The sequence below is a fragment of the Streptomyces sp. NBC_00726 genome (assembly GCF_045161735.1).
GTDB lineage: Bacteria > Actinomycetota > Actinomycetes > Streptomycetales > Streptomycetaceae > Streptomyces.
In genome coordinates, this window is record NZ_CP108983.1 from 4,150,933 (window position 1) to 4,173,819 (window position 22,887).

At 73.6% G+C, this 22,887-nt stretch carries 17 protein-coding genes and 1 riboswitch; of the genes, 10 read left to right on the forward strand and 7 right to left on the reverse strand.

Translation table 11 applies throughout. The features are described 5' to 3' along the window. The first annotated feature begins 59 nt into the window (after positions 1-59). Together OG338_RS18710 and OG338_RS18715 are read left to right on the forward strand one after the other, a co-directional pair. On the forward strand, positions 60-1,325 hold the full coding sequence (locus tag OG338_RS18710; protein ID WP_405938396.1) for a hypothetical protein: 1,266 nt from the start codon (positions 60-62) through the stop codon (positions 1,323-1,325). 183 nt (positions 1,326-1,508) lie between these two features. Next, on the forward strand, positions 1,509-2,030 hold the full coding sequence (locus tag OG338_RS18715; RefSeq protein ID WP_405938397.1) for a DoxX family protein: 522 nt from the start codon (positions 1,509-1,511) through the stop codon (positions 2,028-2,030). Positions 2,031-2,186: 156 nt separating this feature from the next. On the opposite strand, the gene OG338_RS18720 is transcribed toward OG338_RS18715, so the two are convergent. Continuing rightward, positions 2,187-3,497: a PspC domain-containing protein gene (locus OG338_RS18720; protein ID WP_405938398.1), complete on the reverse strand. Its 1,311-nt coding sequence runs from the start codon at positions 3,495-3,497 to the stop codon at positions 2,187-2,189. 197 nt (positions 3,498-3,694) lie between these two features. Here OG338_RS18720 and OG338_RS18725 point away from each other — a divergent pair, with 197 nt between their 5' ends. Then, positions 3,695-4,993, forward strand: coding sequence for a PspC domain-containing protein (locus OG338_RS18725; RefSeq protein WP_405938399.1), 1,299 nt, complete (start codon positions 3,695-3,697; stop codon positions 4,991-4,993). Beyond that, positions 4,977-5,681 carry a LuxR C-terminal-related transcriptional regulator gene (locus tag OG338_RS18730; protein ID WP_405938400.1) on the forward strand — a complete coding sequence of 235 codons (705 nt, stop codon included), beginning with the start codon at positions 4,977-4,979 and terminating at the stop codon, positions 5,679-5,681. The genes OG338_RS18725 and OG338_RS18730 overlap by 17 nt, the downstream gene beginning before the upstream one ends. A 43-nt stretch (positions 5,682-5,724) precedes the next feature. On the opposite strand, the gene OG338_RS18735 is transcribed toward OG338_RS18730, so the two are convergent. Further along, positions 5,725-6,771 carry an NlpC/P60 family protein gene (locus OG338_RS18735; protein WP_405938401.1) on the reverse strand — a complete coding sequence of 349 codons (1,047 nt, stop codon included), beginning with the start codon at positions 6,769-6,771 and terminating at the stop codon, positions 5,725-5,727. A gap of 309 nt (positions 6,772-7,080) precedes the next feature. Here OG338_RS18735 and OG338_RS18740 point away from each other — a divergent pair, with 309 nt between their 5' ends. Beyond that, the gene (locus OG338_RS18740) at positions 7,081-7,434 is read left to right on the forward strand and encodes a hypothetical protein (protein WP_405938402.1); all 354 of its coding nucleotides are present in this window, start codon (positions 7,081-7,083) and stop codon (positions 7,432-7,434) included. A gap of 59 nt (positions 7,435-7,493) precedes the next feature. On the opposite strand, the gene OG338_RS18745 is transcribed toward OG338_RS18740, so the two are convergent. After that, a complete protein-coding gene (locus OG338_RS18745; protein WP_405938403.1) occupies positions 7,494-8,648 on the reverse strand; it encodes an NlpC/P60 family protein in 1,155 nt (384 codons plus the stop codon). Continuing rightward, positions 8,647-8,797: riboswitch (cyclic di-AMP (ydaO/yuaA leader) on the reverse strand. It overlaps the preceding gene by 2 nt. Before the next feature lie 184 nt (positions 8,798-8,981). Here OG338_RS18745 and pcrA point away from each other — a divergent pair. Continuing rightward, positions 8,982-11,420 (forward strand): DNA helicase PcrA, encoded by a 2,439-nt coding sequence (gene pcrA / locus OG338_RS18750; protein WP_405938404.1) that lies wholly within the window; start codon positions 8,982-8,984, stop codon positions 11,418-11,420. A gap of 69 nt (positions 11,421-11,489) precedes the next feature. Here pcrA and OG338_RS18755 read toward each other — a convergent pair whose 3' ends face one another. Together OG338_RS18755 and OG338_RS18760 are read right to left on the reverse strand one after the other, a co-directional pair. Then, positions 11,490-12,908, reverse strand: a complete 1,419-nt coding sequence (locus OG338_RS18755; RefSeq protein ID WP_405938405.1) for a M23 family metallopeptidase — start codon at positions 12,906-12,908, stop codon at positions 11,490-11,492. A gap of 200 nt (positions 12,909-13,108) precedes the next feature. Further along, positions 13,109-13,954, reverse strand: coding sequence for an esterase/lipase family protein (locus OG338_RS18760; RefSeq protein ID WP_405938406.1), 846 nt, complete (start codon positions 13,952-13,954; stop codon positions 13,109-13,111). Positions 13,955-14,258: 304 nt separating this feature from the next. Between OG338_RS18760 and OG338_RS18765 the strand changes: the two genes are divergently transcribed. Continuing rightward, positions 14,259-14,672 (forward strand): cobalamin B12-binding domain-containing protein, encoded by a 414-nt coding sequence (locus tag OG338_RS18765; protein WP_405938407.1) that lies wholly within the window; start codon positions 14,259-14,261, stop codon positions 14,670-14,672. A 135-nt stretch (positions 14,673-14,807) separates the two neighbouring features. On the opposite strand, the gene OG338_RS18770 is transcribed toward OG338_RS18765, so the two are convergent. Together OG338_RS18770 and OG338_RS18775 are read right to left on the reverse strand one after the other, a co-directional pair. Beyond that, on the reverse strand, positions 14,808-16,472 hold the full coding sequence (locus tag OG338_RS18770) for a DUF5691 domain-containing protein (protein ID WP_405938408.1): 1,665 nt from the start codon (positions 16,470-16,472) through the stop codon (positions 14,808-14,810). 29 nt (positions 16,473-16,501) lie between these two features. Further along, the gene (locus OG338_RS18775) at positions 16,502-17,890 is read right to left on the reverse strand and encodes an SWIM zinc finger family protein (protein ID WP_405938409.1); all 1,389 of its coding nucleotides are present in this window, start codon (positions 17,888-17,890) and stop codon (positions 16,502-16,504) included. A 127-nt stretch (positions 17,891-18,017) separates the two neighbouring features. Between OG338_RS18775 and OG338_RS18780 the strand changes: the two genes are divergently transcribed. From OG338_RS18780 to OG338_RS18790, 3 genes are read left to right on the forward strand one after another with little or no spacing between them, the layout of a single operon-like run. Further along, positions 18,018-19,130 (forward strand): AAA family ATPase, encoded by a 1,113-nt coding sequence (locus tag OG338_RS18780; protein ID WP_365678416.1) that lies wholly within the window; start codon positions 18,018-18,020, stop codon positions 19,128-19,130. Then, a complete protein-coding gene (locus tag OG338_RS18785; RefSeq protein ID WP_405938410.1) occupies positions 19,127-21,490 on the forward strand; it encodes a DUF5682 family protein in 2,364 nt (787 codons plus the stop codon). Before OG338_RS18780 ends, OG338_RS18785 begins: the two co-directional genes overlap by 4 nt. After that, positions 21,487-22,707: a VWA domain-containing protein gene (locus OG338_RS18790; RefSeq protein WP_405938411.1), complete on the forward strand. Its 1,221-nt coding sequence runs from the start codon at positions 21,487-21,489 to the stop codon at positions 22,705-22,707. Before OG338_RS18785 ends, OG338_RS18790 begins: the two co-directional genes overlap by 4 nt. Positions 22,708-22,887 lie beyond the last annotated feature (180 nt).

The window sequence follows — 22,887 nt, forward strand, 5'->3', positions numbered from 1 at the left end:
TCACAGACGAGTTGACCCGCCGACGGCGGCAACAGGGGCGGGAAAGGGCGGCGTTCTCCGTGGCGTTGGACGAGGCACGACAGGGCGCGCACGGCGGCGGCTGCACCTGCGGGGACTGCCCGCACGGGGCGCGCCAGGGACACCGGCGCGCGGTGGCCGCCTTCCTGGCCAAGCGCGACGAGTTCGCCGCCGGACAGGGGCTGCCCGCCGGGGTCGCCCAGTCGGCGTCCGCGACCCGGCAGTGGGTCTCCGACGAGCTGACCGAGTCCGCGCGCGAGGTGGCCGACCGGGGCCGCGAGGCCGGGGACGCCTGGCTGTACCGGGTGTGGCAGCGCACCCTGGTCGTCGTCTGGGGCGGCCTCGCCGTCCTCGCCCTCGCCGAGGCGGCGACCGCGATCGGCGCGGGCTGGACCCACGCCCGTACCGCCGGACTCGTCGCCGGCCTGGTCACCGCCGGGCTGCTGACCGCCGCCGCCCATGTCCACCGGGCCCGCGGCGGCCTGCTCGCCCCGCTGATCGGTGAGGACAACCGGCTCTCCACCTCCCGCGCGGTCGCCGCGTCCTGGGTGCTGCTCGCCGTGTTCTCCGTGCTCGTCCTCGCCCTCGAACTGGCCGCCGCCTCCGGGCACGCCCGGCGCGACGAGCTGATCGACGGCCTGGACCTGGCGCGCGGCGCCGGCATCGTGGCGGTGCTCGCGCTGGTGTGCGCCGTGGCGGTGGCGGTGCGCCGGGTGGTGAGCGTACGGGTGCTGTCCGGGCGGCTCCAGAAGCTGCGCGCCGACCGGCCGCGCGCGGCGGACCTGCTCACCGACGACTCGGGGCGCGGCGGCTTCACGGATGTGCAGTACGTGCTGGTGTCCACGGTCGCCGTGGTGTTCGCCGCCGTCCGCCTGGCCCGCAGGCCCGAGCAGCTGCCCGACCTGCCGTGGGGCCTCGCCCTCCTGGTGGCCGTGTCGGCGGCCGTCTACTTCACCGGGAAGTTCGCCGAGGGCGGCCGGCCCGTCGTGCTCTCGGTCGTCCGGTCCCGCGAGGCGGGCGACCTGGACGCGCCGATCCGCACCGGGGACGACATCGAGATCCGCGGCGCCGGATTCGTGCCGCCGGGCGCGGGCGCCCCGGACCGGCTGGCCCGCGTCGTGGTGCGGATCGGCACCGTGCACGTCCACGTCCCCTTGGTCCCGGTTCCCGGAGGCTTCGCGAACCCCTCCGACACCCTGCTCACCGTGCCGGTACCGGTCGAGGTCGAACCGGGCACGGCCGAGGTACAGGTGGTGACGGCCGCGGGCACGGAAACACCCCCGATCACCATCGCCGTAACGGACTGACCCCACCCGGCCGCCGCGCCCCCGCCGCCGCGTCCGGCGACCGTCTCCCACGACCACGACCACGACCGCGCCCCGCCAACCCGTACCGCGCCCGATCCCCCCACCCCGTTCGTACGTAAGGTCGGGTGACGGGCCGTACGGTCCGGTGGCGGGCGACACGCGGTCGTGGAAGGCGGGAGCAGCATGTACGGGTACGGCGGGAACGGGCGGGGGCCGGGGCGGGTACAGGGCGAGGGCGGCAGCCTGCGGGACCTCGCGCGGGAGCATGCCCTGCTGCCGCTGCGCATCTTCCTCGGCGTCACCTTCGTGTACGCCGGGCTCGACAAGCTCACCGACAGCGCGTTCCTCCACGCCACCGGCCCGGGGTCGATCGGTGAGCAGATGCACTTTCTCCGCGACTCCGCCGCGATCCCCGGCCTGATCGACCTGGCGCTGAACAGCCCGTCCGGCTTCGGATACGCGATCGCGTTCGGCGAGCTGGCCGTCGGCATCGGCACCCTCCTCGGCCTGTGGGCGAGGATCGCCGCGCTCGGCGGCGCCCTCATCTCGCTGAGCCTGTGGCTCACCGTCAGCTGGCAGACCTCCCCCTACTACCTCGGCAGCGACCTGATCTACCTCATGGCATGGCTGCCGCTGCTGCTGGGCGGAGCCGCGTCGCTCTCCCTGGACGCGCTCCTCGCCGCGCGCCGGCGGCGTATCCGGTAAGCGATCCAGGTCACCCACGCGGCCGTCCACAGCCCGCCGCAGAACAGCGCGATGAAGAACTGCGGCGGGGCGTCCCAGCCGCCCGCCGCGTCCACCGCGTATCCGGCGGCCAGGGACAGCATCACCAGGCCGGTGACGGCCCGCCCCGGCCGGAACTCATGACGCGGCACGGTTGACCTCCAGCTGTCCGTAGTCCACTTCCAGATCCAGGTCGATCGTGCCGCCCGGGGTGCTGCCCTCGGCCGGCGGCATGGTCCGGCGCTGCTCCTGCGTGGCGCGGATGTCCAGATCGCCCTTGCGATGGCCGTCCACCACCACCAGTGCCCCGAACCGGGTCCGCGCGTGCACCCGGACGGTGACCTCCGGAGGGACGTGCACCACGACCCGGCCCGCCCGGGCCTCCACCCGGGTCCCCACGGTCTCGCCCTTCGGCACCGTGATCCGGGTCAGGTCCAGCTCGGCCTGGCCCGAGCCGATCGCGTACAACGGCTGGACCGCGGCGACGGACGCCGGGCGCCACTCCTCGCGCACCCAGTGCGTGCCGATGTCCTTGGGCAGCGAGGCGGCGCCCACCAGCAGCCCGGACGTGATCATCGCCAGCAGCAGCGTGCCGAACCCGGTCCGCCCGATGAACGCGCTGATCAGGATCGCCAGCCCGAACACCCCGAGCGCGGCGGCGAACCCGATCTCCAGGCTCGTGCCCATCGGCTGGGACCCCCAGGTCAGCCCCGTACCGAGACCGCCCGCGACCAGCGCGCCGGCGAACGCCGGGCCCGCGATGGACCGCGGCCCCCGCACCTCCCGCGACCGGGGCGGCGGCGGGCGGAACGGCGCTTCGGGCGTCGCCCCGCGCGGTTCGCCGAGGACCGCGGCGTCGTGCGGCCCCCACAGATAGCCGATCGCCACCTTCCCGGTCGACCCGTCCTTCACTATGGGGTCGCGCCACCACGACGGCCACGACAGCACCGGCGGCGCCTTCACCTCGGGCGGTGCCTCCGACGCGGCCTGCGCGGCCGCCTGGTGCAGCGGGTCCTCCGGACCGGCCTTCTTGCGCGCCTGCGTCCACATGGAGAAGCCGAGGACCGCGAGCGACAGCAGCGCGGAGAACGCCAGCGTGCCGCCGTTGCCCAGCATCGACAGGAAGAGACCGCAGCCGATCAGCGCGCACAGCACCGCGCTCAGCGACGCCAGCTCGACCCGGCCCGACAGCAGCCGCCGCGCCTCGTTCTCCTCCTCGCCCTCCGCCGGGATCAGCAGCCAGGCGAAGCCGTAGAAGATCAGCCCGAAGCCGCCGGTCACCGACAGCACTCCGAGCACGATCCGGAAGATCACCGGATCGACGTCGCAGTACCGGCCCAGCCCGCCGCAGACCCCGGCCACCACCTTGTGCCGCGGGCTGCGGTGCAGGCGCGGAGCGGGGTCCGGGGGAGGTGCGGCGCCGGGCGGCGCGTCCTGGGGAACGGTCATGACTCCATGGTGACGGCCCACCCGCCCCACCGGCACCCGCCCCGACCCTGGCCGGTCCCTGATATTGGCCGGCCCGCCTCTCAGGGATGCCGGACCCCCGCCCCGGGCCCCACCCTGCTACGGTCCCGGCTGTCTCAGGGTCGAAGTGGGGGCCGACCCTGATGCCCTCGCCCGTACGGGCATGTGACGATCGGACCATGCCAGCCGCCACCAGCCGAGCCGCAAGCTCTCACGCCCCCGACCCGGAGGAGCCTCCGCTGCGCAAGCTGTACCGCAGCGCCGACGGCCGGCTCCTCGGCGGTGTGGCGCGCGGACTCGCCGGACACCTCGGACTCCCGGTCGCCTGGCTCCGGTTCGTCTTCCTCGGCCTGTTCTTCGCGGACGGCCTCGGCGCCCTGCTCTACGCGGTGTTCTGGATCGTGGTCCCGCTCGGCGTCGGCGGTGTGGACGGCCCCCGATCCGTCTTCGAGACCGCCCCCGACGGCACCCGCCGCCTCCGCAAACCCGACAAGGGCCAGCTCTTCGCCCTCATCGCGCTGCTCGTCGGCGCCGCCATCTTCGTCGGCAACGTCGACATGGGCAGCAAGGCCGACCGCTACATCTGGCCCAGCCTCCTCATCGGCGCCGGCTCCGTCCTGGTCTGGCGCCAGGCGGACAACGCCCGCCGCGCCCGCTGGATGGAGGTCGGCCGCCGCCGCCGCGTCCTGCAACTGGCCCGCGCCCTGGCCGGAGTCGCCCTCGTCGGCCTCGGCCTCGCCGTCTTCATGGTCGTACGCGGCTCGGCCGCCCAGCTCGGCAACGTCATCACCGCCGCCATCGCCGTGCTCACCGGCATCGCCCTCCTCGCCGGCCCCTACCTCGTCCGCATGACCCAGGACCTCTCCGAGGAACGCCTCATGCGCATCCGGGCCCAGGAGCGCGCCGAGGTCGCCGCCCATGTCCACGACTCCGTCCTGCACACCCTGACCCTGATCCAGCGCAACGCCGACGACGCCGGCGAGGTCCGCCGGCTCGCCCGCGCCCAGGAACGCGAGCTGCGCAACTGGCTGTACAACCCCGAGGGCACCGGCAAGGACGAGGACGACGAGCCCGAGACCCTGGCCGAGGCCGTCAAACGGGCCGCCGCCGAGGTCGAGGACAAGCACGGCGTCCCGCTGGAGGTCGTCGTCGTCGGCGACTGCCCGCTGGACGAGAAGCTGGCCGCACAGATGCAGGCCGCACGCGAGGCGATGGTCAACGCCGCCAAGTACGGTGGCGAGGGCGGCGCCGTCCAGGTCTACGCGGAGGTCGAGGGCCGCACGGTCTTCGTCTCCGTGCGCGACCGGGGACCGGGATTCGACCTGGACTCCGTACCGGGGGACAGAATGGGCGTACGTGAATCGATCATCGGCCGGATGCAGCGCAACGGCGGCACGGCCCGGCTGCGTTCGGTGCCCGGCGGGGGCACCGAGGTCGAGCTTGAGATGGAGAGGACGAGCGATGAACGGGACCAGTGAGGCGACCGGGGGCCAGGAGAACCCGGAGCGCCGGGTACGAGTCGTGCTCGTCGACGACCACCGGATGTTCCGCACCGGCGTCCAGGCCGAGATCGGCCGCACCGAGGAGACCGGCGTCGAGGTCGTCGGCGAGGCGGCCGACGTCGACCAGGCGGTCACCGTCATCACGGCGACCCGCCCCGAGGTCGTCCTCCTCGACGTCCACCTCCCCGGTGGCGGCGGCGTCGAGGTGCTGCGCCGCTGCGCACCCCTGATGGGCACCGCCGAGAACCCGGTGCGCTTCCTCGCGCTCTCCGTGTCCGACGCCGCCGAGGACGTCATCGGCGTCATCCGCGGCGGCGCCCGGGGGTACGTCACCAAGACGATCACCGGCACCGACCTGGTCGACTCCGTCTTCCGGGTCCAGGACGGCGACGCCGTCTTCTCGCCCCGCCTGGCCGGCTTCGTCCTCGACGCCTTCGCCTCCACGGACGCGCCCCCGGTCGACGAGGACCTGGACCGCCTGACCCAGCGAGAACGCGAGGTGCTGCGCCTGATCGCCCGGGGCTACGCGTACAAGGAGATCGCCAAGCAGCTGTTCATCTCGGTGAAGACGGTCGAGTCCCACGTCTCGGCGGTGCTCCGCAAGCTCCAGCTCTCCAACCGCCACGAACTGACCCGCTGGGCGACCGCGCGACGGCTCGTCTAGGCGGCTTCGGTCCTGATCGGGCCGGGGCAGCGAGGGCCGGGGCCTATGCCACCCGGGTCGCCCCCGCGAAGGGCATTTGATCGATGGGCGCGATCCGGACCGGAGCCCCGGGGCGCGGCGCGTGGATCATCCGGCCGTTCCCGATGTACAGGCCGACATGGCTGACGCCCGAGTAGAAGAACACCAGGTCCCCGGGGGCCAGCTGGGAGCGCGGCACCCGCTGCCCGGCGTTGATCTGGGTGTACGTGGTCCGGGGCAGCGACACCCCGGCGGCGCGCCAGGCGGCCTGGGTGAGCCCGGAGCAGTCGAAGGCGTTGGGCCCGGTCGCACCCCATACGTACGGCTTGCCCAGGGCGTTGTACGCGAAGGCGACCGCCTGCGCGGCGCGCGCGTTGGGCGCGGCGACGGCGGCGCGCGGCGCGCCGCGGTCGGCGTGACCGGCCCCGCGCCCGTCCTCGGCGGCGTCGTAGGAGGCGCGCTCGGCCGGGGTGAGGCGGGCGAGCAGGCGGCGGGCCTCGGCCAGCTTGGCGCGGACGGTCGCCCGGTGCTCCTTCAGGGCGGCCTGCCGGGAGGCCAGTTCGGTGAGCTTCCCGGCCGCCTCGGCGCGTACCTGGGCGATCTCCGCGACCTGGCGGCGTACCGAGCGAACCTCGGTGGCCCGGCGCTCACCGGCCCGCTCCGCGTAGGTGGCGCGGCGCAGGTACTGGTCCGGGTCGGAGGAGAGCGCCAGCTGTACGGACGGGTCGATTCCGGCGGACCGGTACTGCGCGGCGGCGTACGCGCCGAGCACGTCGCGGGCGGTGTTGAGGCGGGCGGTCCGGCGGGCGGCCTCGTCGCGCAGGGCGTCGACCGACTTGGCGGCGGCGGCCGCCTCGGACTTCGCGCCGTTGTACTTCTCGGTGGCGACCTCCGCCTCCCGGTACAGCCGGTCCACCTGGGCCTTGACCTGCTTCGCGGTGGGCGCGGGGTCCGCGTGCGCGGCTCCCGGCAGCACGGCGGCCGTCGCGGCTCCGGCGACGGCGAGGGTCGCCGCGGTGCGGGCCGCGGAGGCGGTGATGAGGCGCTGCCTGGGTTTGCGATGCGCTGCCACGGGGGCGGGCGTCCTTCCGTGCGACGGCCCGACGGGGTATACCGGCGGGCTTCTCCGGCGGCCGGCGAGGACGGTTCCTGCTCCACGGCCACCGGGAAGGGACGCTAATCCGAGGTCACGGGAAGGTGTCGTTATGGCGGGTATTGGTCGCTCTTGGCGTGGCATTGTCGCCGAATGACCGCACATGAAGCCCGATTGAACGGGAAAAGCACCCCAGAATCAGGCAAAAAGTGCATTCATCATTCAAGCGACCCGTAGGGCCCACCCTGCCCGGAGCGGTCCGGGGCGAGGGTTCTAGGGTGCGGAACCATGCGCGTACTCATCGATTTCGTCGTCGCCCTGCACATCATCGGCATCGCCGCCCTGCTCGGCGGCTTCCTCGGCCAGATGAAGGCGATGAAGGCCGGCACCGCCCGGTTCGTCCCCGGCATGCTGCACGGCGCGCTGACCATGCTCGTCACCGGCGTCGCCCTGGTCGGCCTGGACCAGGCCGACGACCACCCCGTGAACAACGTCAAGATCGGCATCAAGCTGCTGTTCCTGGTCGTGATCCTGGGGCTCGTCTACGTCAAGCGGGACGAGGAGAAGGTCGAAAAGGGCGCCTTCGCGGCGGTCGGCGCGCTGACCCTGGCGAACATCTTCATCGCCACGCTCTGGACCTGAGCGGCGGACGCGCCTCGAAAGAGGGGGCCGGCCCCGCGCGGACCGGCTCTCTTCCCCGGTCAGGCGGGGCGCACACTCCCGTAGATCGGCATGTAGTAGATCGACTCCTCGCGCACATTCGCCCCGGGCTTCGGTGCGTGGATCATCATCCCGTCGCCCTTGTAGATCCCGACGTGGCTGATGTCGTCGTAGAAGAACACCAGGTCACCGGGTTGCAGATCCGCCGTGGCGATTCGCGTCCCGACGTTCACCTGGTCCCAGGTGGTGCGCGGGATGTCGACGCCCGCCGCCTTCCAGGCCGCCTGCGTCAGTCCCGAGCAGTCGTACGAGGAGGGGCCGGTCGCCCCCCAGACGTACGGCTTGCCGATCTGGGCGCGGGCGAAGGCGAGGACCTTCTCCGCCTTCGTGGAGGCGCTGCTCCCGGAGCCCGTGCCGGTGCCGGAGCCCGAGCCCGTCTCCGTACCGCTGCCGCCCGACTCCTTGGCCTTCCGCTCGGCCTCCTTCTTGGCGGCGGCCTGCTTCTTCGCCAGCTCCGCGGCCTTCCGCTCGGCCTCCGCCTTCTTCTTCCGCTCCAGCTCCGCCAGCCGCGCCTTCTCCTCGGCGGTCAGCTTCGAGAGCAGCGTCCGGGCCTCGGTCAGCTTCGTCTGGACGTTCTGCTTGCTGGTGCGCAGCGCGGCCTGAGACTTGGTCAGCGTCTCCAGGCTTCGCACGGCCGCGGCCCGCTGCTTGGACGCCTTCGCCTGCTGCGTACGGAATTCCGTGACCGCCTGCTGCTGGCGCTCGGCCATCCGGTTCATGAGGTGGGTCTGGGCGAAGAACGACTGCGGGTCGTCGGCCAGGAAGAAGGTCGCGGTCGACGCGAGGCCGCCGTTGCGGTACTGGGCGGCGGCGTAGTTGCCCAGCGTCCTGCGGGCGTCGTTCAGCTTCTCGGTGCGCTTGGCCACGTCGTCCAGGAGCGTGTCGACCCTGGACTTCTGCTGGTCCGTGGCCTCCTTGGCCTGGTTGTACTTCTGGGTCGCGTTGCCCGCCTGCCGGTAGAGGTCGTCCACCTTCTTCTGGACTTCCGCGATGCTCGGCTTCGGGGTGGGCGCGGCCATCGCGCTCTGCGAGGACAGCAGGGTCACCGAGGCCAGCGCCGCCGAGGTCAGCCCGACGGCGGGGGCGGTGGAACGCACCCGGGTGCGCGGTTTGCGATGCGACGCCAAGGCCGGCATCTCCTTCCGTGGACCGCCTACCGGGTTAGCTGTCGGGTTCGGGCGGAACGGAAGGCTGCCCTACGGTCCGGTGGGGGAGGACCGATTCACCCCGGTGATGCGTGTGGGTCCCCGGTTCCGGGCGGGCCCGGATTCGGCGTGGCGGCACGCTCGGCGTAGGTCGCCTCTGGGGGTACGGGCCGTCCGAACGTGCACGCTAGCCAACTCATGGGGCCGCTGTGAAGGTTGATGTGCGATATGCCCGATACATTTCCGTGACCTTTTCGGAGCGGGGCCGGGTGTCAGTGGAGAGCCCGGGCCTGTCCGTCGGACAGGCCCTAGACTCGGACAGCGATGAGCAGCCTCTTTGACGACAGTTTCCTGGCCGGCCTCCAGCAGGAGGAGGACGCGCCCCCGCCGCCCCCCGAGGACCCCGCACCCGAAGCGGTGCCGGAGGGCCTGTTCGCGGGCGTGTTCGACGGGCCCCCGCCGCCCCGTGACGCGTACTACCGCGACGGCGCGCACCGCCCCGTCATCGACCCCGAGGCGCTGCTCGACGGGCTGAACACCGAGCAGCGCGCCGCCGTCGTGCACTCCGGGTCGCCCCTGCTCATCGTCGCAGGCGCCGGCTCCGGCAAGACCAGGGTGCTCACCCACCGCATCGCCCACCTGCTGGCCGAGCGGGGCGTCCACCCCGGCCAGATCCTGGCGATCACCTTCACCAACAAGGCCGCCGGCGAGATGAAGGAGCGCGTCGAGCAGCTGGTCGGGCCCCGGGCCAACGCGATGTGGGTCATGACCTTCCACAGCGCCTGCGTCCGCATCCTGCGCCGCGAGTCCAAGCGGCTCGGCTTCACGTCCTCGTTCTCGATCTACGACGCGGCCGACTCCAAGCGGCTCATGGCCCTGGTCTGCCGCGACCTGGAGCTGGACCCGAAGCGCTACCCGCCGAAGTCCTTCACCGCCAAGGTCTCCAACCTCAAGAACGAGCTCATCGACGAGGAGACCTTCGCCGGGCAGGCCACCGACGGATTCGAGAAGACGCTGGCCCAGGCGTACGCGATGTACCAGGCCCGGCTGCGCGAGGCCAACGCGCTGGACTTCGACGACATCATCATGACGACGGTCCATCTGCTCCAGGCGTTCCCCGACGTCGCCGAGCACTACCGCCGCCGCTTCCGCCACGTCCTCGTCGACGAGTACCAGGACACCAACCACGCCCAGTACACGCTGGTACGCGAGCTGGTCGGCCCGGCCGGTCCGGAGCATGCGCCCGCCGAGCTGTGCGTCGTGGGTGACGCGGACCAGTCGATCTACGCCTTCCGGGGCGCGACCATCCGCAACATCCTCCAGTTCGAGGAGGACTACCCGGACGCGACGACGATCCTGCTGGAGCAGAACTACCGCTCCACCCAGACGATTCTGTCCGCCGCCAACGCGGTCATCGAGCGCAACGAGAGCCGCCGCCCCAAGAACCTCTGGACCAACGCCGGCACCGGCGCCCGCATCACGGGCTACGTCGCGGACACCGAGCACGACGAGGCGCAGTTCGTCGCCGAGGAGATCGACCGCCTCACCGACGCGGGTGACGCGAAGGCCGGCGACGTCGCCGTCTTCTACCGGACGAACGCGCAGTCCCGTGTCTTCGAGGAGATCTTCATCCGGGTCGGCCTGCCCTACAAGGTCGTCGGCGGCGTCCGCTTCTACGAGCGCAAGGAGGTCCGGGACGTCCTGGCCTACCTGCGGGTCCTCGCCAACCCCGAGGACACCGTCCCGCTCCGCCGCATCCTCAACGTGCCCAAGCGCGGCATCGGCGAGCGCGCCGAGGCCATGATCGACGCGCTCTCGCTGCGCGAGAAGATCACCTTCCCGCAGGCGCTGCGCCGGGTGGACGAGGCGTACGGCATGGCCGCCCGCTCCGCCAACGCCGTCAAGCGGTTCAACACGCTGATGGAGGAGCTGCGCACGATCGTGGAGTCCGGTGCCGGACCCGCCGTGGTGCTGGAAGCGGTCCTGGAGCGTACGGGCTATCTCGCCGAGCTCCAGGCGTCCACCGACCCGCAGGACGAGACCCGCATCGAGAACCTTCAGGAGCTGGCCGCCGTCGCCCTCGAATTCGAGCAGGACCGGGGCGAGGAGGAGGGTGCGGGCACGCTCGCGGAGTTCCTGGAACAGGTCGCGCTCGTCGCCGACTCCGACCAGATCCCCGACGAGGACACCGACGGCTCCGGCGTCATCACGCTGATGACCCTGCACACCGCGAAGGGCCTCGAATTCCCGGTCGTCTTCCTGACCGGAATGGAGGACGGCGTCTTCCCGCACATGCGGGCGCTCGGCCAGGTCAAGGAGCTGGAGGAGGAGCGCCGTCTCGCGTACGTCGGCATCACCCGCGCCCGTGAGCGGCTGTATCTGACCCGGGCCGCCATGCGCAGCGCCTGGGGCCAGCCCTCGTACAACCCGCCGTCGCGCTTCCTTGAGGAGATCCCGGACCAGCATCTGGAGTGGAAGCGGAAGGGCCCGATGGCCGCCCCGGCCGGCCCCACCTCGGGGATCACCTCGTCGCTCTCCGCCTCCCGGACCCGCTCCGGCCCCTCCGGCTTCGCGACCCGGCGGACTTCGGACAAGCCGACGATCACACTGGTGGCGGGCGACCGGGTCACGCACGACCAGTTCGGCCTGGGCACGGTGACGGCGGTCGAGGGCGTCGGCGACCAGGCGAAGGCCACGGTCGACTTCGGCGACGACCGCCCCAAGAAGCTGCTCCTGCGGTACGCGCCGGTGCAGAAGCTCTGAGACACGCGTGACGGCCGGAGCCCCCGAGGCCCCGGCCGTCGTCGCCGTTCGTCCCGCGCGGGCCGGCTCTCAGGTCGGGTTGATCCCGTGGCCGCGCAGCCACGGCAGCGGGTCGATCGCCGCGCCGCCGCCCGGCCGCACCTCGAAGTGCATGTGCGGGCCGGTCGAGTTCCCGGAGCTCCCGGAGTACGCGATGACGTCACCGGCCTTGACCGGGCCCGAGCGGATACGGGTGCTGCTGAGGTGGCAGTACCAGGTCTCCGTGCCGTCGGCCATGGTCACGATGGCCATGTTGCCGTAGGCGCTGTTGTACTGCGTACGGACCGTGCCGTCGGTCGCCGCCATCACCGGGGTGCCGTACTGGACGGGGAAGTCGATGCCCGTGTGCACGGACATCCAGTTGACGCCCGCCTGCCCGAAGTAGGCGCTCAGCCCGTGCTGCTTGACCGGCATCACGAACTTGGGGCGCAGGGCCTCCTTGCGGGCGGCCTCCTCCTCGCGCTTCTTCTTCTCGGCGGCCTGCCGCTCCTTCAGGTCGATGCGTTCCTGGGTGCGGCTGGCGCGGTCCGCGAAGTTCTCCGCGTCGGCGCTGAGGTTGGCGAGCTGGGTGTCCAGCGCGTTGTTCGCCACGACCGGCTTGACCGTGCCGGGGTCGGCGGCGGCCATGGTGGTGGTCGCGTCCTTCTTCGTCTCGTCCCCGCCCATCCCGCTCACGGACGCGGCGGCGATCCCGGCCACGCTCATCACGCAGGCGGAGGGAACGGCGACGGTGAGGAGTGCGGAGCGCTTCGCGGGGGAACGCCTGCGGCTGCGGCCGCCGCGACGGGCCTCGGCGGGGGCGGGACCGGGGTGCGGCGCGGCGGTCTCGTCCGGCTCGATGCCGTCGGCGGCGCGGCGGTGGGGCTCGTACGGGTCGTAGTCGCCGTTCTCGTACGACTCGCTGTTGTCGTACGTCTCGTACGTCTCGTACGTCTCCGAGGGGGCTGCCTGTTCGGCTTCGTTCGAGGCGGCCGGGCTTTGCACATTTTGCTCTTCGTGCCCGGGCGTGGCGCCGGTGTTCCAGGCGGTGGCGTCGTACACGCCGGTGTCGTACGTCCCCGTGTCGTCCGAGGGCCACGCGGGCGTGGCGGCGGTCCAGGTGGTGGTGTCCCACTGGCCGGAGTCGTAGCCCTGCTCCGGCAGCCAGGTCGTGGTGGTGTCGTACGTGGCGGTGGCGTACGCGGTCGTGTCGTACTGCGGGTGCTGCTGGGCCTGGTAGGCGTGGTGCGCGCCGGTGTCCCACTGGGTGGTGCCGTACGCGGTGCCGTAGCCCTGCGAGGTGTCGTACGAGGCGTCATAGGCGCCGTCGTAGGTGGCGCCGGTGCCGGGGAGGGAGCCGAAGAGCGGGTCCGTCTCGAAGCTGCCCGTCTCGAAGCCGCCCGTTTCCAAGCTGCCTGTGGAGTAGCCGTCGTATCCGGCATACCCGGCGTGGGGGTGCTGGTCGTTCACCAACTTCTCTCTCGCCTCGGCAGCAGGACGCAGGTTCCGGGGGTGTGGGGTACCCCGGGAGAACTGGCGGCGACTGTACCCGGCGGTATCCGCCGTCGACAATCTTCGACGGCGCCGGGGCGCACGGGAAAACGGGCAATCGGCCGTCTTTCGGCGGCGCCCGCACAGAGCCTTGGCTCTATGTTCGAAGTTTGTTCGGTTTAGGCGGCGGGGCTGGTGCGGGTGGTTCCGGCGGTGGCCCCGGGGGTCTCCCGGGCGGGCTCCGGCTCGTCCAGCGCCTGCCGTACGGCCGCCGCCACGGCCGGGTGCACCGGCAGCGCGAGGTGGCCGATGCCGGTGACGCGTACGTTGACCGCGTCCAGGTCCGGGTGGTCGACGCGGGCCGCCTCGGCGGGGACGATCACCCGGTCGAGTTCGCTCCAGAAGCTGACGAACCGGGTGCGGCAGCCGGGCGCGGGCAGCCGCAGCTCCTCGACGGGGGCCGAGCCCCGGCGCATCTGCCGCACGATGGGCAGCGCCCCGGCCAGCGGTGCGACGGCGGTCCCGGAGTGCGGGGTGCCCAGCGTGACGAGAGTCCGCACCCGGCGGTCACCGGCCAGCCGCTGTACGTAATAACGGGCGATGAGCCCGCCCAGGCTGTGGCCCACGATGTCCACCCGGGGGTGGCCGGTGCGGGCGCAGATCTCCTCGATGTGCCGGTCCAGCAGCTCGGCGGCCGTACGGATGTCGCTGGTCAGCGGGGAGTAGTTGAGCGATTCCAGATGGAGCCGGCCGTGCCGGGCCAGCGAGCGGCGCAGCAGGACGAAGACGGAGCGGTTGTCGATGAAACCGTGGAGAAGGACGACGGGCGGCCGGTCGGTGGGCGCGATGTCCGGGCGCCCGGCGGGCTCGGGTCCTTCACCGGCCGGTGCGCGGCCCGGGTGGCGCTCACCCGCGATCCCGGTCGGATACAGCAGAGCGTGCCCGGCGAGTACGAAGAGCTCCAGCGCGGTCGCTCTCAGCAGGGCGGCCGGCGGGGCGGGGAACGGCAGGCTGGGGGTCTTCATGGTCGGCCTCCTGCTCCGGACGGGCGCCGCGGAGACGGGCTGCGGCCCGTGCGGACGGAGGGCCCGTGTCACCGCGCCGTGCGGCTGACGGCGCGGTGACACGGCGACCCGGTGCGGCTCCCCGGGCAACGGCCCCGGTCGGCGAAACCGCCGAGGAATGCGGGGGCTGGTGCCCGTGAACAATGTCCCATGTGTGATTTCCCCCTCCCGGCCCACCGCGAAACGGCGGCTTGCGGGATGCTGTGGATAACGTTCGTTCACATCCCCGGCCCTTCAGGCACGGGAGACGCATGTGGAGGCAGTGATGGGTGTGACCGGTCCGATCCGTGTGGTGGTGGCGAAGCCGGGCCTCGACGGCCATGACCGCGGGGCGAAGGTGATCGCGCGGGCACTGCGCGACGCGGGTATGGAGGTCATCTACACCGGCCTGCACCAGACGCCCGAGCAGATCGTGGACACGGCGATCCAGGAGGACGCCGACGCGATCGGCCTCTCGATCCTCTCCGGCGCGCACAACACGCTCTTCGCCAAGGTGATCGAACTCCTCAAGGCCCGCGACGCGGCGGACATCAAGGTCTTCGGCGGCGGCATCATCCCGGAGGATGACATCGCCCCCCTGAAGAACCAGGGCGTCGCCGAGATCTTCACCCCCGGCGCGACGACGACGGCGATCGTCGACTGGGTCAACGCGAACGTCCGCCACCCGGCCGAGGCGTAGGGCGCCGGGGGCGCCGGGGTCCGGGGGCGCTGCGGTCCGGGGTGCGGCCCCCCGCGGCCCAGGCCCCGGGCTGACGGGATCGCCCTGAGCCCCCGCGCCCGTCAGGAGGCGGGATTCACGCGCGGGGGCGCGGGGTCACCGTATCGGGGCCCCGGACAGCTCGCTGTCCATCGTGGCGCGTAGGCGCAGGGTGGAGACCAGGCGTTGGAACGCCTCCGTCCAGTAGCCGTTCGCGCCGGGGGAGGCGTCCGCGGGTTCGGCGGGGGTGGTGGTCAGGACCTCCAGGCGGGCCGCCTCGGTGGGGTCGAGGCAGCGTTCGGCCAGGCCCATGACGCCGCTGAAGCTCCACGGGTAGCTGCCCGCGTCCCGCGCGATGTCGAGCGCGTCGACCACGGCGCGGCCGAGCGGCGGTGCCCAGGGGACCGGGCAGACCCCCAGCAGCTGGAACGCCTCCGACAAACCGTGCGCGGCGACGAAATCCGCGACCCAGACGGCCCGTTCCGCCGGGGGCAGCACCGCCAGGAGCTTCGCCCGCTCGGCGAGCGACGCCGTACCGGGGCCGTTCGACGGGGGCGTCGAGGGCGGACCCAGCAGCGCCCGCGCCCACGCGGCATCCCGCTGCCGCACCGCCGCCCGGCACCAGGCCGCGTGCAGCTCCTCGCCCCAGCCGTCCGCCACGGGCAGGCCCACGATCTCCGCCGCGCCGCGCCCGCCGAACCGTCCCGGCCAGACGGCGAGCGGGGTCGCCTCCACCAACTGGCCCAGCCACCACGACCGTTCGCCCCGGCCGGACGGCGGGAGCGGCACCACCCCGTCGCGCTGCATCGCCTCGTCGCACTCGTGCGGCGCCTCCACCGCGACGAACGGCGCGTCCCCGGTGAGCCCCGGGCTCACACAGGACAGCGCCCGGTCCGCCATCCGCCGGGCCAGCGCCGAACCGGGCAGCGCGGACAGCAACTCGGCCGCCGTCGCCCTGACATTGCGGCTGCGGTCCGTGAGCGCCCGCTCCAGGAACTCCTCGTCACCGGCGGACAGCCCGGTGCGCAACGAGTCCACGAACATCAGCCGGTCCTCGGCCCGTTCGGTCTTCCATGTGGTGGCCAGCAGCGCGCGGGCCGCCTCCGCGTCATACGCCCGTACGGCTCCGAGCAGTGCGATCCGCTCCGCGAACAGGCCCTCCTCCCACAGCCGGCGCACCGCCTCGGCGTCGTCCGGCGAGGGCAGCAGCGCGCTGCCGGACGCGCCGCGCAGCGCGAACTTCCACTCCGGGTTGAGACCGGCCAGCCACAGGCCGCGCGGCCCGGCGAACTCCAGGGTCTGCGGGCGCAGATCGGTGCGGGCCCGGGCCGCGTCCAGCAGGGCCGGCAGCGCGGAGTCCGGCGCCCGGTAACCGTGCACATTGGCGGTGGCCAGCCACTGCGGGATCAGCTCCGTCAGGTCCGGGGCCGCGCCCCGCCTGCCGCCGGAGCCCGACGCCCGGTCCGCCAGGAGCTGGGCCAGCCGACCCCGGGCCGCCTCCGGCAGGGGCGGCCGGGGATCGTCGGGCGCCACGGCGGGGCGCGGGGACGCGGCGGCGGGCAGCAGCCCCGCCCGCCGGCACACGGTGTGCAGCGCGGCGGCGGCCAGCAGCGCGGCCGCCGCGCCGTCCGGGCCGGTGCCGGACACGCCCGCCGGCGGCCGGCGGTCCGTGCCGAGCAGGGCCGAGGTGACCAGCTCCTCCCACGGCACGGAGGCGAGCGCGTCGGACGCGGTGGCCGCGCCCGCTGTCGGGGTGGCGGCTGGTGTGGTCGTACGGGACATCGCCCCTCCTCGGGAGCCGGACTACGGGGTCAGATGAGCGTGACGGTCTCGACGGGAGCACCCGTCCCGCCCGCGGGCCACGCCGCCAGCGGGTCGAAGCCCCGGTGGCCGCACTCGCCGAAGACCGTGAGCGGGGCGCCGCCCGAGACCGCGACGAGCTTCCAGAGCGACGGGCGGTTCAGCGCGGCGGGGGTCACCGGCAGGGCCTCCCGGCCCTCCGCGTCCACCAGCTGCCAGCCGTCCGGGGACGGCACGGGTATGACGTCGCGCAGGGTCACCGGCCAGGACTCCGCCCACGGGTCGTCGCCCAGGGCCCGTCCGTACGCGGCGATCGCCTCGGCGGCCGTGACGCCCGGCGGAGGCGTCACGGCGGGCTCGGGGACGCCGAAGCGCTCGCCCAGCTCGGCCCGGAGCTGCCCGGACCCCGGATGGGGCGTCAGGCCGGCGTCGACCGTGGCGCCCACGGGCAGCGCCTGGGCGGGAGCGCGGCCGGCCGCCCCGAAGGACAGCAGCAGCGCCGTGCGCCCCGACTCCTCCCCGTACAGCCAGATGCGGCGCGTGACGATCTTGCCCTCGGGCGTGTCGTACTGGGCGAGGACCAGCCAGCGGTCGCGGACCGGCGGACCCTCCGGGGAGGCGGGCAGCCCCACCCGGGTGCGGACCGTGGCCGCGAGCGCGGGCGGCAGCCGGTCGCGGCCCAGCCAGGCCGAGTCCAGCAGATGGAGCAGCGCACACTCCTCAAGCAGCCGCACCGGCCAGCCCGGACCGGACGCTGGGACGGCGCCCAGCTCCCGCACCCGGCCCGCGAGACCGGGCGCCTGCGCGTCGACCATGCGGGCCGCCGTCTCCTCCCACAGCCCGTACCCCGACTGCTCGGCCGCCGCGAGACCGCCCCGCAGCAGATCGGTGAGCCGCTGCTCCAACTCCCGCGCACCGCCCCCGATCCGCTCGGCGCGCTTCTCCGCCCGCTTGCGCGCGGCCTCCGGATCGGCGAGGCCCGCCGCCCCCTCCACGGCGGGCCGCGCCTTCGCCTCCGCACGGGCGCGGCGGCCGTCCAGCCACTCCCGCGCCCAGTCCGGCGGCGACCCGGCGGGCACCGCCGCATCGTCGGCGGCGCGGAGCAGCAGCAGCCCCAGTGCGTGCTTGCACGGGAACTTCCGGCTGGGGCAACTGCACTTGTACGCGGGACCGGTGGCGTCGACCACCGTCCGGTACGGCCTGCTTCCGCTGCCCTTGCACAGCCCCCACACCGCACCCGTCCCGTCCCACCCGGTGTCCGACCAGGAGCCGGCCGTACCGAGCTTGTTCCCCGCCTTGCGTGAGGCGTCGTCAGGAGCCAGGGCCAGTACCTGCTCCACCGTCCGGCGCGCGGCCGGGGCAGCGGCGCCCAAGGGTTCTCCCCCGTCAGTCAGCAGCATGCCAACGACGTTAGGCGGCCCCACTGACAATCGCCCTGACCTGCGCAAAGGTCGATTGTCAGTGCCATGGTGCACGGTGGAACCACATCCGGCCGACCGACTTGGCGACCGATCCGGAGGGGGATCCATGACCGTGTCCGAAACCACCCAGGCGAGCACCGGCGAGGCGCTGCGCCCGCATGCCGAGGACGCCTTCGCCGACGAGCTGAAGGCGCTCGCGGCGGCCGACGACCGCCCCAGGCCCGAGCGCTGGCGCCTGTCGCCCTGGGCCGTCGCGACGTATCTGCTCGGCGGCACCCTGCCCGACGGCACCGTCATCACACCCAAGTACGTGGGCCCGCGCCGCCTCGTCGAGGTCGCCGTCACCACACTCGCCACCGACCGGGCGCTGCTGCTCCTCGGCGTCCCCGGCACGGCGAAGACCTGGGTCTCCGAGCACCTGGCCGCCGCCGTCAGCGGTGACTCGACGCTGCTCGTCCAGGGCACGGCGGGCACCCCGGAGGAGGCCGTCCGCTACGGGTGGAACTACGCGCAGCTGCTCGCCAACGGCCCCAGCCGCGACGCGCTCGTGCCCAGTCCGCTGATGCGGGCCATGTCCCAGGGCATGACCGCCCGCATCGAGGAACTGACCCGCATCCCCGCCGATGTGCAGGACTCGCTGATCACGATCCTCTCCGAGAAGACCCTGCCCCTGCCCGAGCTGGGCCAGGAGGTCCAGGCGGTGCGCGGGTTCAACGTCATCGCGACCGCCAACGACCGCGACCGGGGTGTCAACGAGCTGTCCAGCGCGCTGCGCCGCCGGTTCAACACCGTGGTCCTGCCGCTGCCCGCCACCCCGGAGGCGGAGGTCGACATCGTCTCCCGCCGCGTCGACCAGGTCGGCCGCTCGCTCGACCTGCCGCCCGCGCCGGACGGCCTCGCCGAGATCCGCCGCGTCGTCACCGTCTTCCGCGAACTGCGCGACGGCGTCACCACCGACGGCCGCACCAAGCTCAAGTCCCCCTCGGGCACGCTCTCCACCGCCGAGGCCATCTCCGTCGTCACCAACGGCCTCGCGCTCGCCGCCCACTTCGGCGACGGCGTGCTCCGCCCCGGGGACGTCGCGGCCGGCATCCTCGGCGCGGTCGTCCGCGACCCGGCGGCGGACCGGGTGATCTGGCAGGAGTATCTGGAGACCGTGGTGCGCGAGCGGGACGGCTGGAAGGACTTCTACCGTGCCTGCCGGGAGGCGTCCGCATGACCGGCACCCGCGCGGCCGGGCCGCTGCTGCTGGGGGTGCGGCACCACGGCCCCGGCTCGGCCCGCGCCGTCCGCGCCGCCCTCGACACGGCGAACCCCCGGGCGGTCCTCATCGAGGGCCCGCCCGAGGGCGACGCGCTGCTGCCGCTCGCGGCCGACGAGGAGATGCGCCCCCCGGTCGCCCTGCTCGCCCACGCGGTGGACGACCCCGGCCGGGCCGCCTTCTGGCCGTTCGCCGAATTCTCCCCCGAGTGGGTCGCGATCCGCTGGGCCCTGGCCCGGGACGTGCCCGTCCGCTTCATCGACCTGCCCGCCGCGCACTCGCTGGCGATGGAGGCCGACGCGGACCGGGACGACACCGAGGGGGAACAGCCCGTCCCCGTCGACCCGATCCGCGTGCTCGCCGAGACCGCCGGATACGACGACCCCGAGCGCTGGTGGGAGGACGTGGTCGAGCACCGCACGCCCGGCAGCGGCGAGGCGGCCGGACCGCTCGCCGCGTTCGCCGCGCTCGGCGAGGCGATGACCGCGCTCCGCGAGGCGTACGGGGACGGCGGGCATCCCAGGGACGCGGTGCGCGAGGCGTACATGCGTATCCAGATCCGTACGGCCGCCAAGGAGTTCGGCGACGGGTTCGCCGTGGTCTGCGGCGCCTGGCACGTCCCCGCCCTGCGTACGCGGACGACGCTCACCGCCGACCGGGCCCTGCTCAAGGGCCTGCCCAAGGCCAAGGCCGAACTGACCTGGGTGCCCTGGACCCACCGCAGGCTCGCCCGGCACAGCGGATACGGCGCGGGCATCGAGTCGCCCGGCTGGTACGAGCACCTGTTCGCCGCCCCGGACCGCCCCATCGAGCGGTGGATGACGAAGGTCGCCGGACTCCTGCGCGCCGAGGACCGGTTCGTCTCGTCCGCGCACGCCATCGAGGCCGTCCGGCTCGCCGAGACGCTGGCCGCGATGCGCGGCCGCCCGCTCGCCGGGCTCAGCGAGACGACCGACGCGATCCGGGCCGTCATGTGCGAGGGCTCCGACGTGCCCCTCGCGCTCGTCCACGACCGCCTCGTCGTCGGCACCACGCTCGGCGAGGTCCCCGACACCGCCCCCGCCGTCCCCCTCCAGCGCGACCTGACCCGGCGGCAGCGCACCCTGCGGCTCAAGCCGGAGGCCGACGAGCGGGAGATCGAGCTCGACCTCCGCAAGGACACCGACGCCTCCCGCAGCCGCCTGCTGCACCGGCTCCGCCTCCTCGGCATCGCCTGGGGCGAACCGGCCACGGGCCGGGGGAGCACCGGCACCTTCCGGGAGAGCTGGCGGCTGCGCTGGGAGCCCGAGCTGTATGTGCGCGTCGCCGAGGCGGGCGTCTGGGGCACCACCGTGCTCTCCGCCGCCACCGCCCGCGCCGAGTCGGACGCCCTGGCCGCCACCGCGCTCGCCGAGGTCACCGCGCTGGCCGAGCGCTGCCTGCTCGCCGGCCTGCCGGACGCCCTGCCGGTCGTGATGCGGGCCCTCGCCGACCGCGCCGCGCTCGACGCCGACGTCGGCCACCTCGCGGACGCCCTCCCCGCCCTGGCCCGCACCCTGCGCTACGGAGACGTCCGCGCCACGGACACCACCGCGCTCGGCGGGGTCGCGGCCGGCCTCGCGGAGCGGATCTGCGTCGGCCTGCCCCCCGCCTGCACCGGGCTCGACGCCGAGGGCGCGGAGGCGCTGCGCCGCCAGGTGGACGGCGTCCACACCGCGATCGGGCTGCTCGCCGGAGCCGTCCCGGAAAACGCGGACGGGCTGCGGACACGGTGGCGCGCGGTGCTGCACAAGCTCACCGTCCGGGACACGGTCGCGGGCGTCATCCGGGGCCGGGCGGCCCGGCTGCTCCTGGACGACGGCCATCTCGACCAGGACGCCGCCGCCCGGCTGATGGGCCTCGCCCTCTCCCCGGGCACCCCGCCCGCCGACGCGGCCGCCTGGATCGAGGGCTTCGTCGGCGGGGCGGCGGGCGGCGGCATGCTCCTCGTCCACGACGAACGGCTGCTCGCCCTGGTCGACTCCTGGCTCACCGGAGTCCCCGCCGACACGTTCACCGACGTGCTGCCCCTGCTGCGGCGCACCTTCTCCGCGTACGAGCCGGGCGTCCGGCGCACCCTGGGCGACCTCGTCCGGCGCGGCCCGGCCCCCGCCGGGGCGACCGGGGCCGGCTCCCCGTCGGGGGCGGGCGCGACGGCCCCGGGCTTCGGCCCGGTCCTGGACACGGCCCGCGCGGACGCGGTGGTCCCGGTCCTCCGCCTGCTCCTCGGCCTGGACGAGCGCCCGGCGACGACGGAGCCCGCGCACCACGACGACACGCCCCTGGGGGAAACGGCATGACGGTCAAGGACACCGCCCACGAGGACACCGCCCACGACGAGCGGCTGCGCCGCTGGCGCCTCGTGCTGGGCGCCGACGGCGAGGAGAGCACCGGCCGCGCGCTCACCGGCCGCGACGCCGCGATGGACCGGGCGCTCACCGCGCTCTACGAGAGCGGGGGACGGCCCGGCGGCCGGGGCGGCGGCGGGCGCTCCGCCGGGCTCGGCGCCTCCGCGCCCTCCGTAGCGCGCTGGCTCGGTGACATCCGGACGTACTTCCCCAGCTCCGTCGTCCAGGTCATGCAGCGCGACGCGATCGACCGCCTCGGCCTCTCCGCGCTCCTGCTCGAACCGGAGATGCTGGAGGCCGTCGAGGCCGACGTCCACCTCGTCGGCACCCTGCTCTCGCTCAACAAGGCCATGCCCGAGACGACGAAGGAGACCGCCCGGGCCGTGGTCCGCAAGGTGGTCGAGCAGCTGGAGAAACGGCTCACCACCCGCACCCGGGCCACGCTCACCGGCGCGCTCGACCGGTCGGCGAAGGTTACCCGCCCCCGCCACCACGACATCGACTGGGACCGCACCATCCGGGCCAACCTCAAGAACTACCTGGAGCTCCCCGGCCGGGACGGCGCCGGCACGATCGTCCCCGAACGGCTTATCGGCTACGGCCGGGCCGCCCGGTCCGTGAAGAAGGACGTCATCCTCTGCATCGACCAGTCGGGCTCGATGGCCGCCTCCGTGGTCTACGCGTCGGTGTTCGGCGCCGTGCTCGCCTCGATGCGCGCCCTGAACACCCGGCTCGTCGTCTTCGACACGGCCGTCGTCGACCTCACCGACCAGCTGGACGACCCCGTGGACGTCCTGTTCGGCACCCAGCTCGGCGGCGGCACCGACATCAACCGCGCCCTGGCCTACTGCCAGTCCCGGATCACCCGGCCGGCCGACACCGTCGTCGTGCTCATCAGCGACCTGTACGAGGGCGGCATCCGCAACGAGATGCTGAAGCGGGTCGCCGCGATGAAGGCGTCGGGGGTCCAGTTCGTGACGCTGCTCGCGCTCTCCGACGAGGGCGCCCCGGCCTACGACCGCGACCACGCGGCGGCGCTGTCCGCCCTCGGCGCCCCCGCCTTCGCCTGCACGCCGGACCTCTTCCCGGACGTCATGGCCGCCGCGATCGAGAAGCGCCCCCTGCCGATACCGGACCCGGAGACCGCCCCCACCAGTGGGAATCTGTGACCGTAATCACCGCCCAGGTGTGATCTGCGATTTAGGGTCACACCGGCCTCGGGGATAACCTGCGAGATGGACATGCCGCGTATCCGGTCACCGTGTGCGCCTTCCTAGTGACACCGCAGTCACGTTGCCCCTCGCGGCACGCCCACGCAGAAAACCAACCGCGAGACCATTGATAAGGGA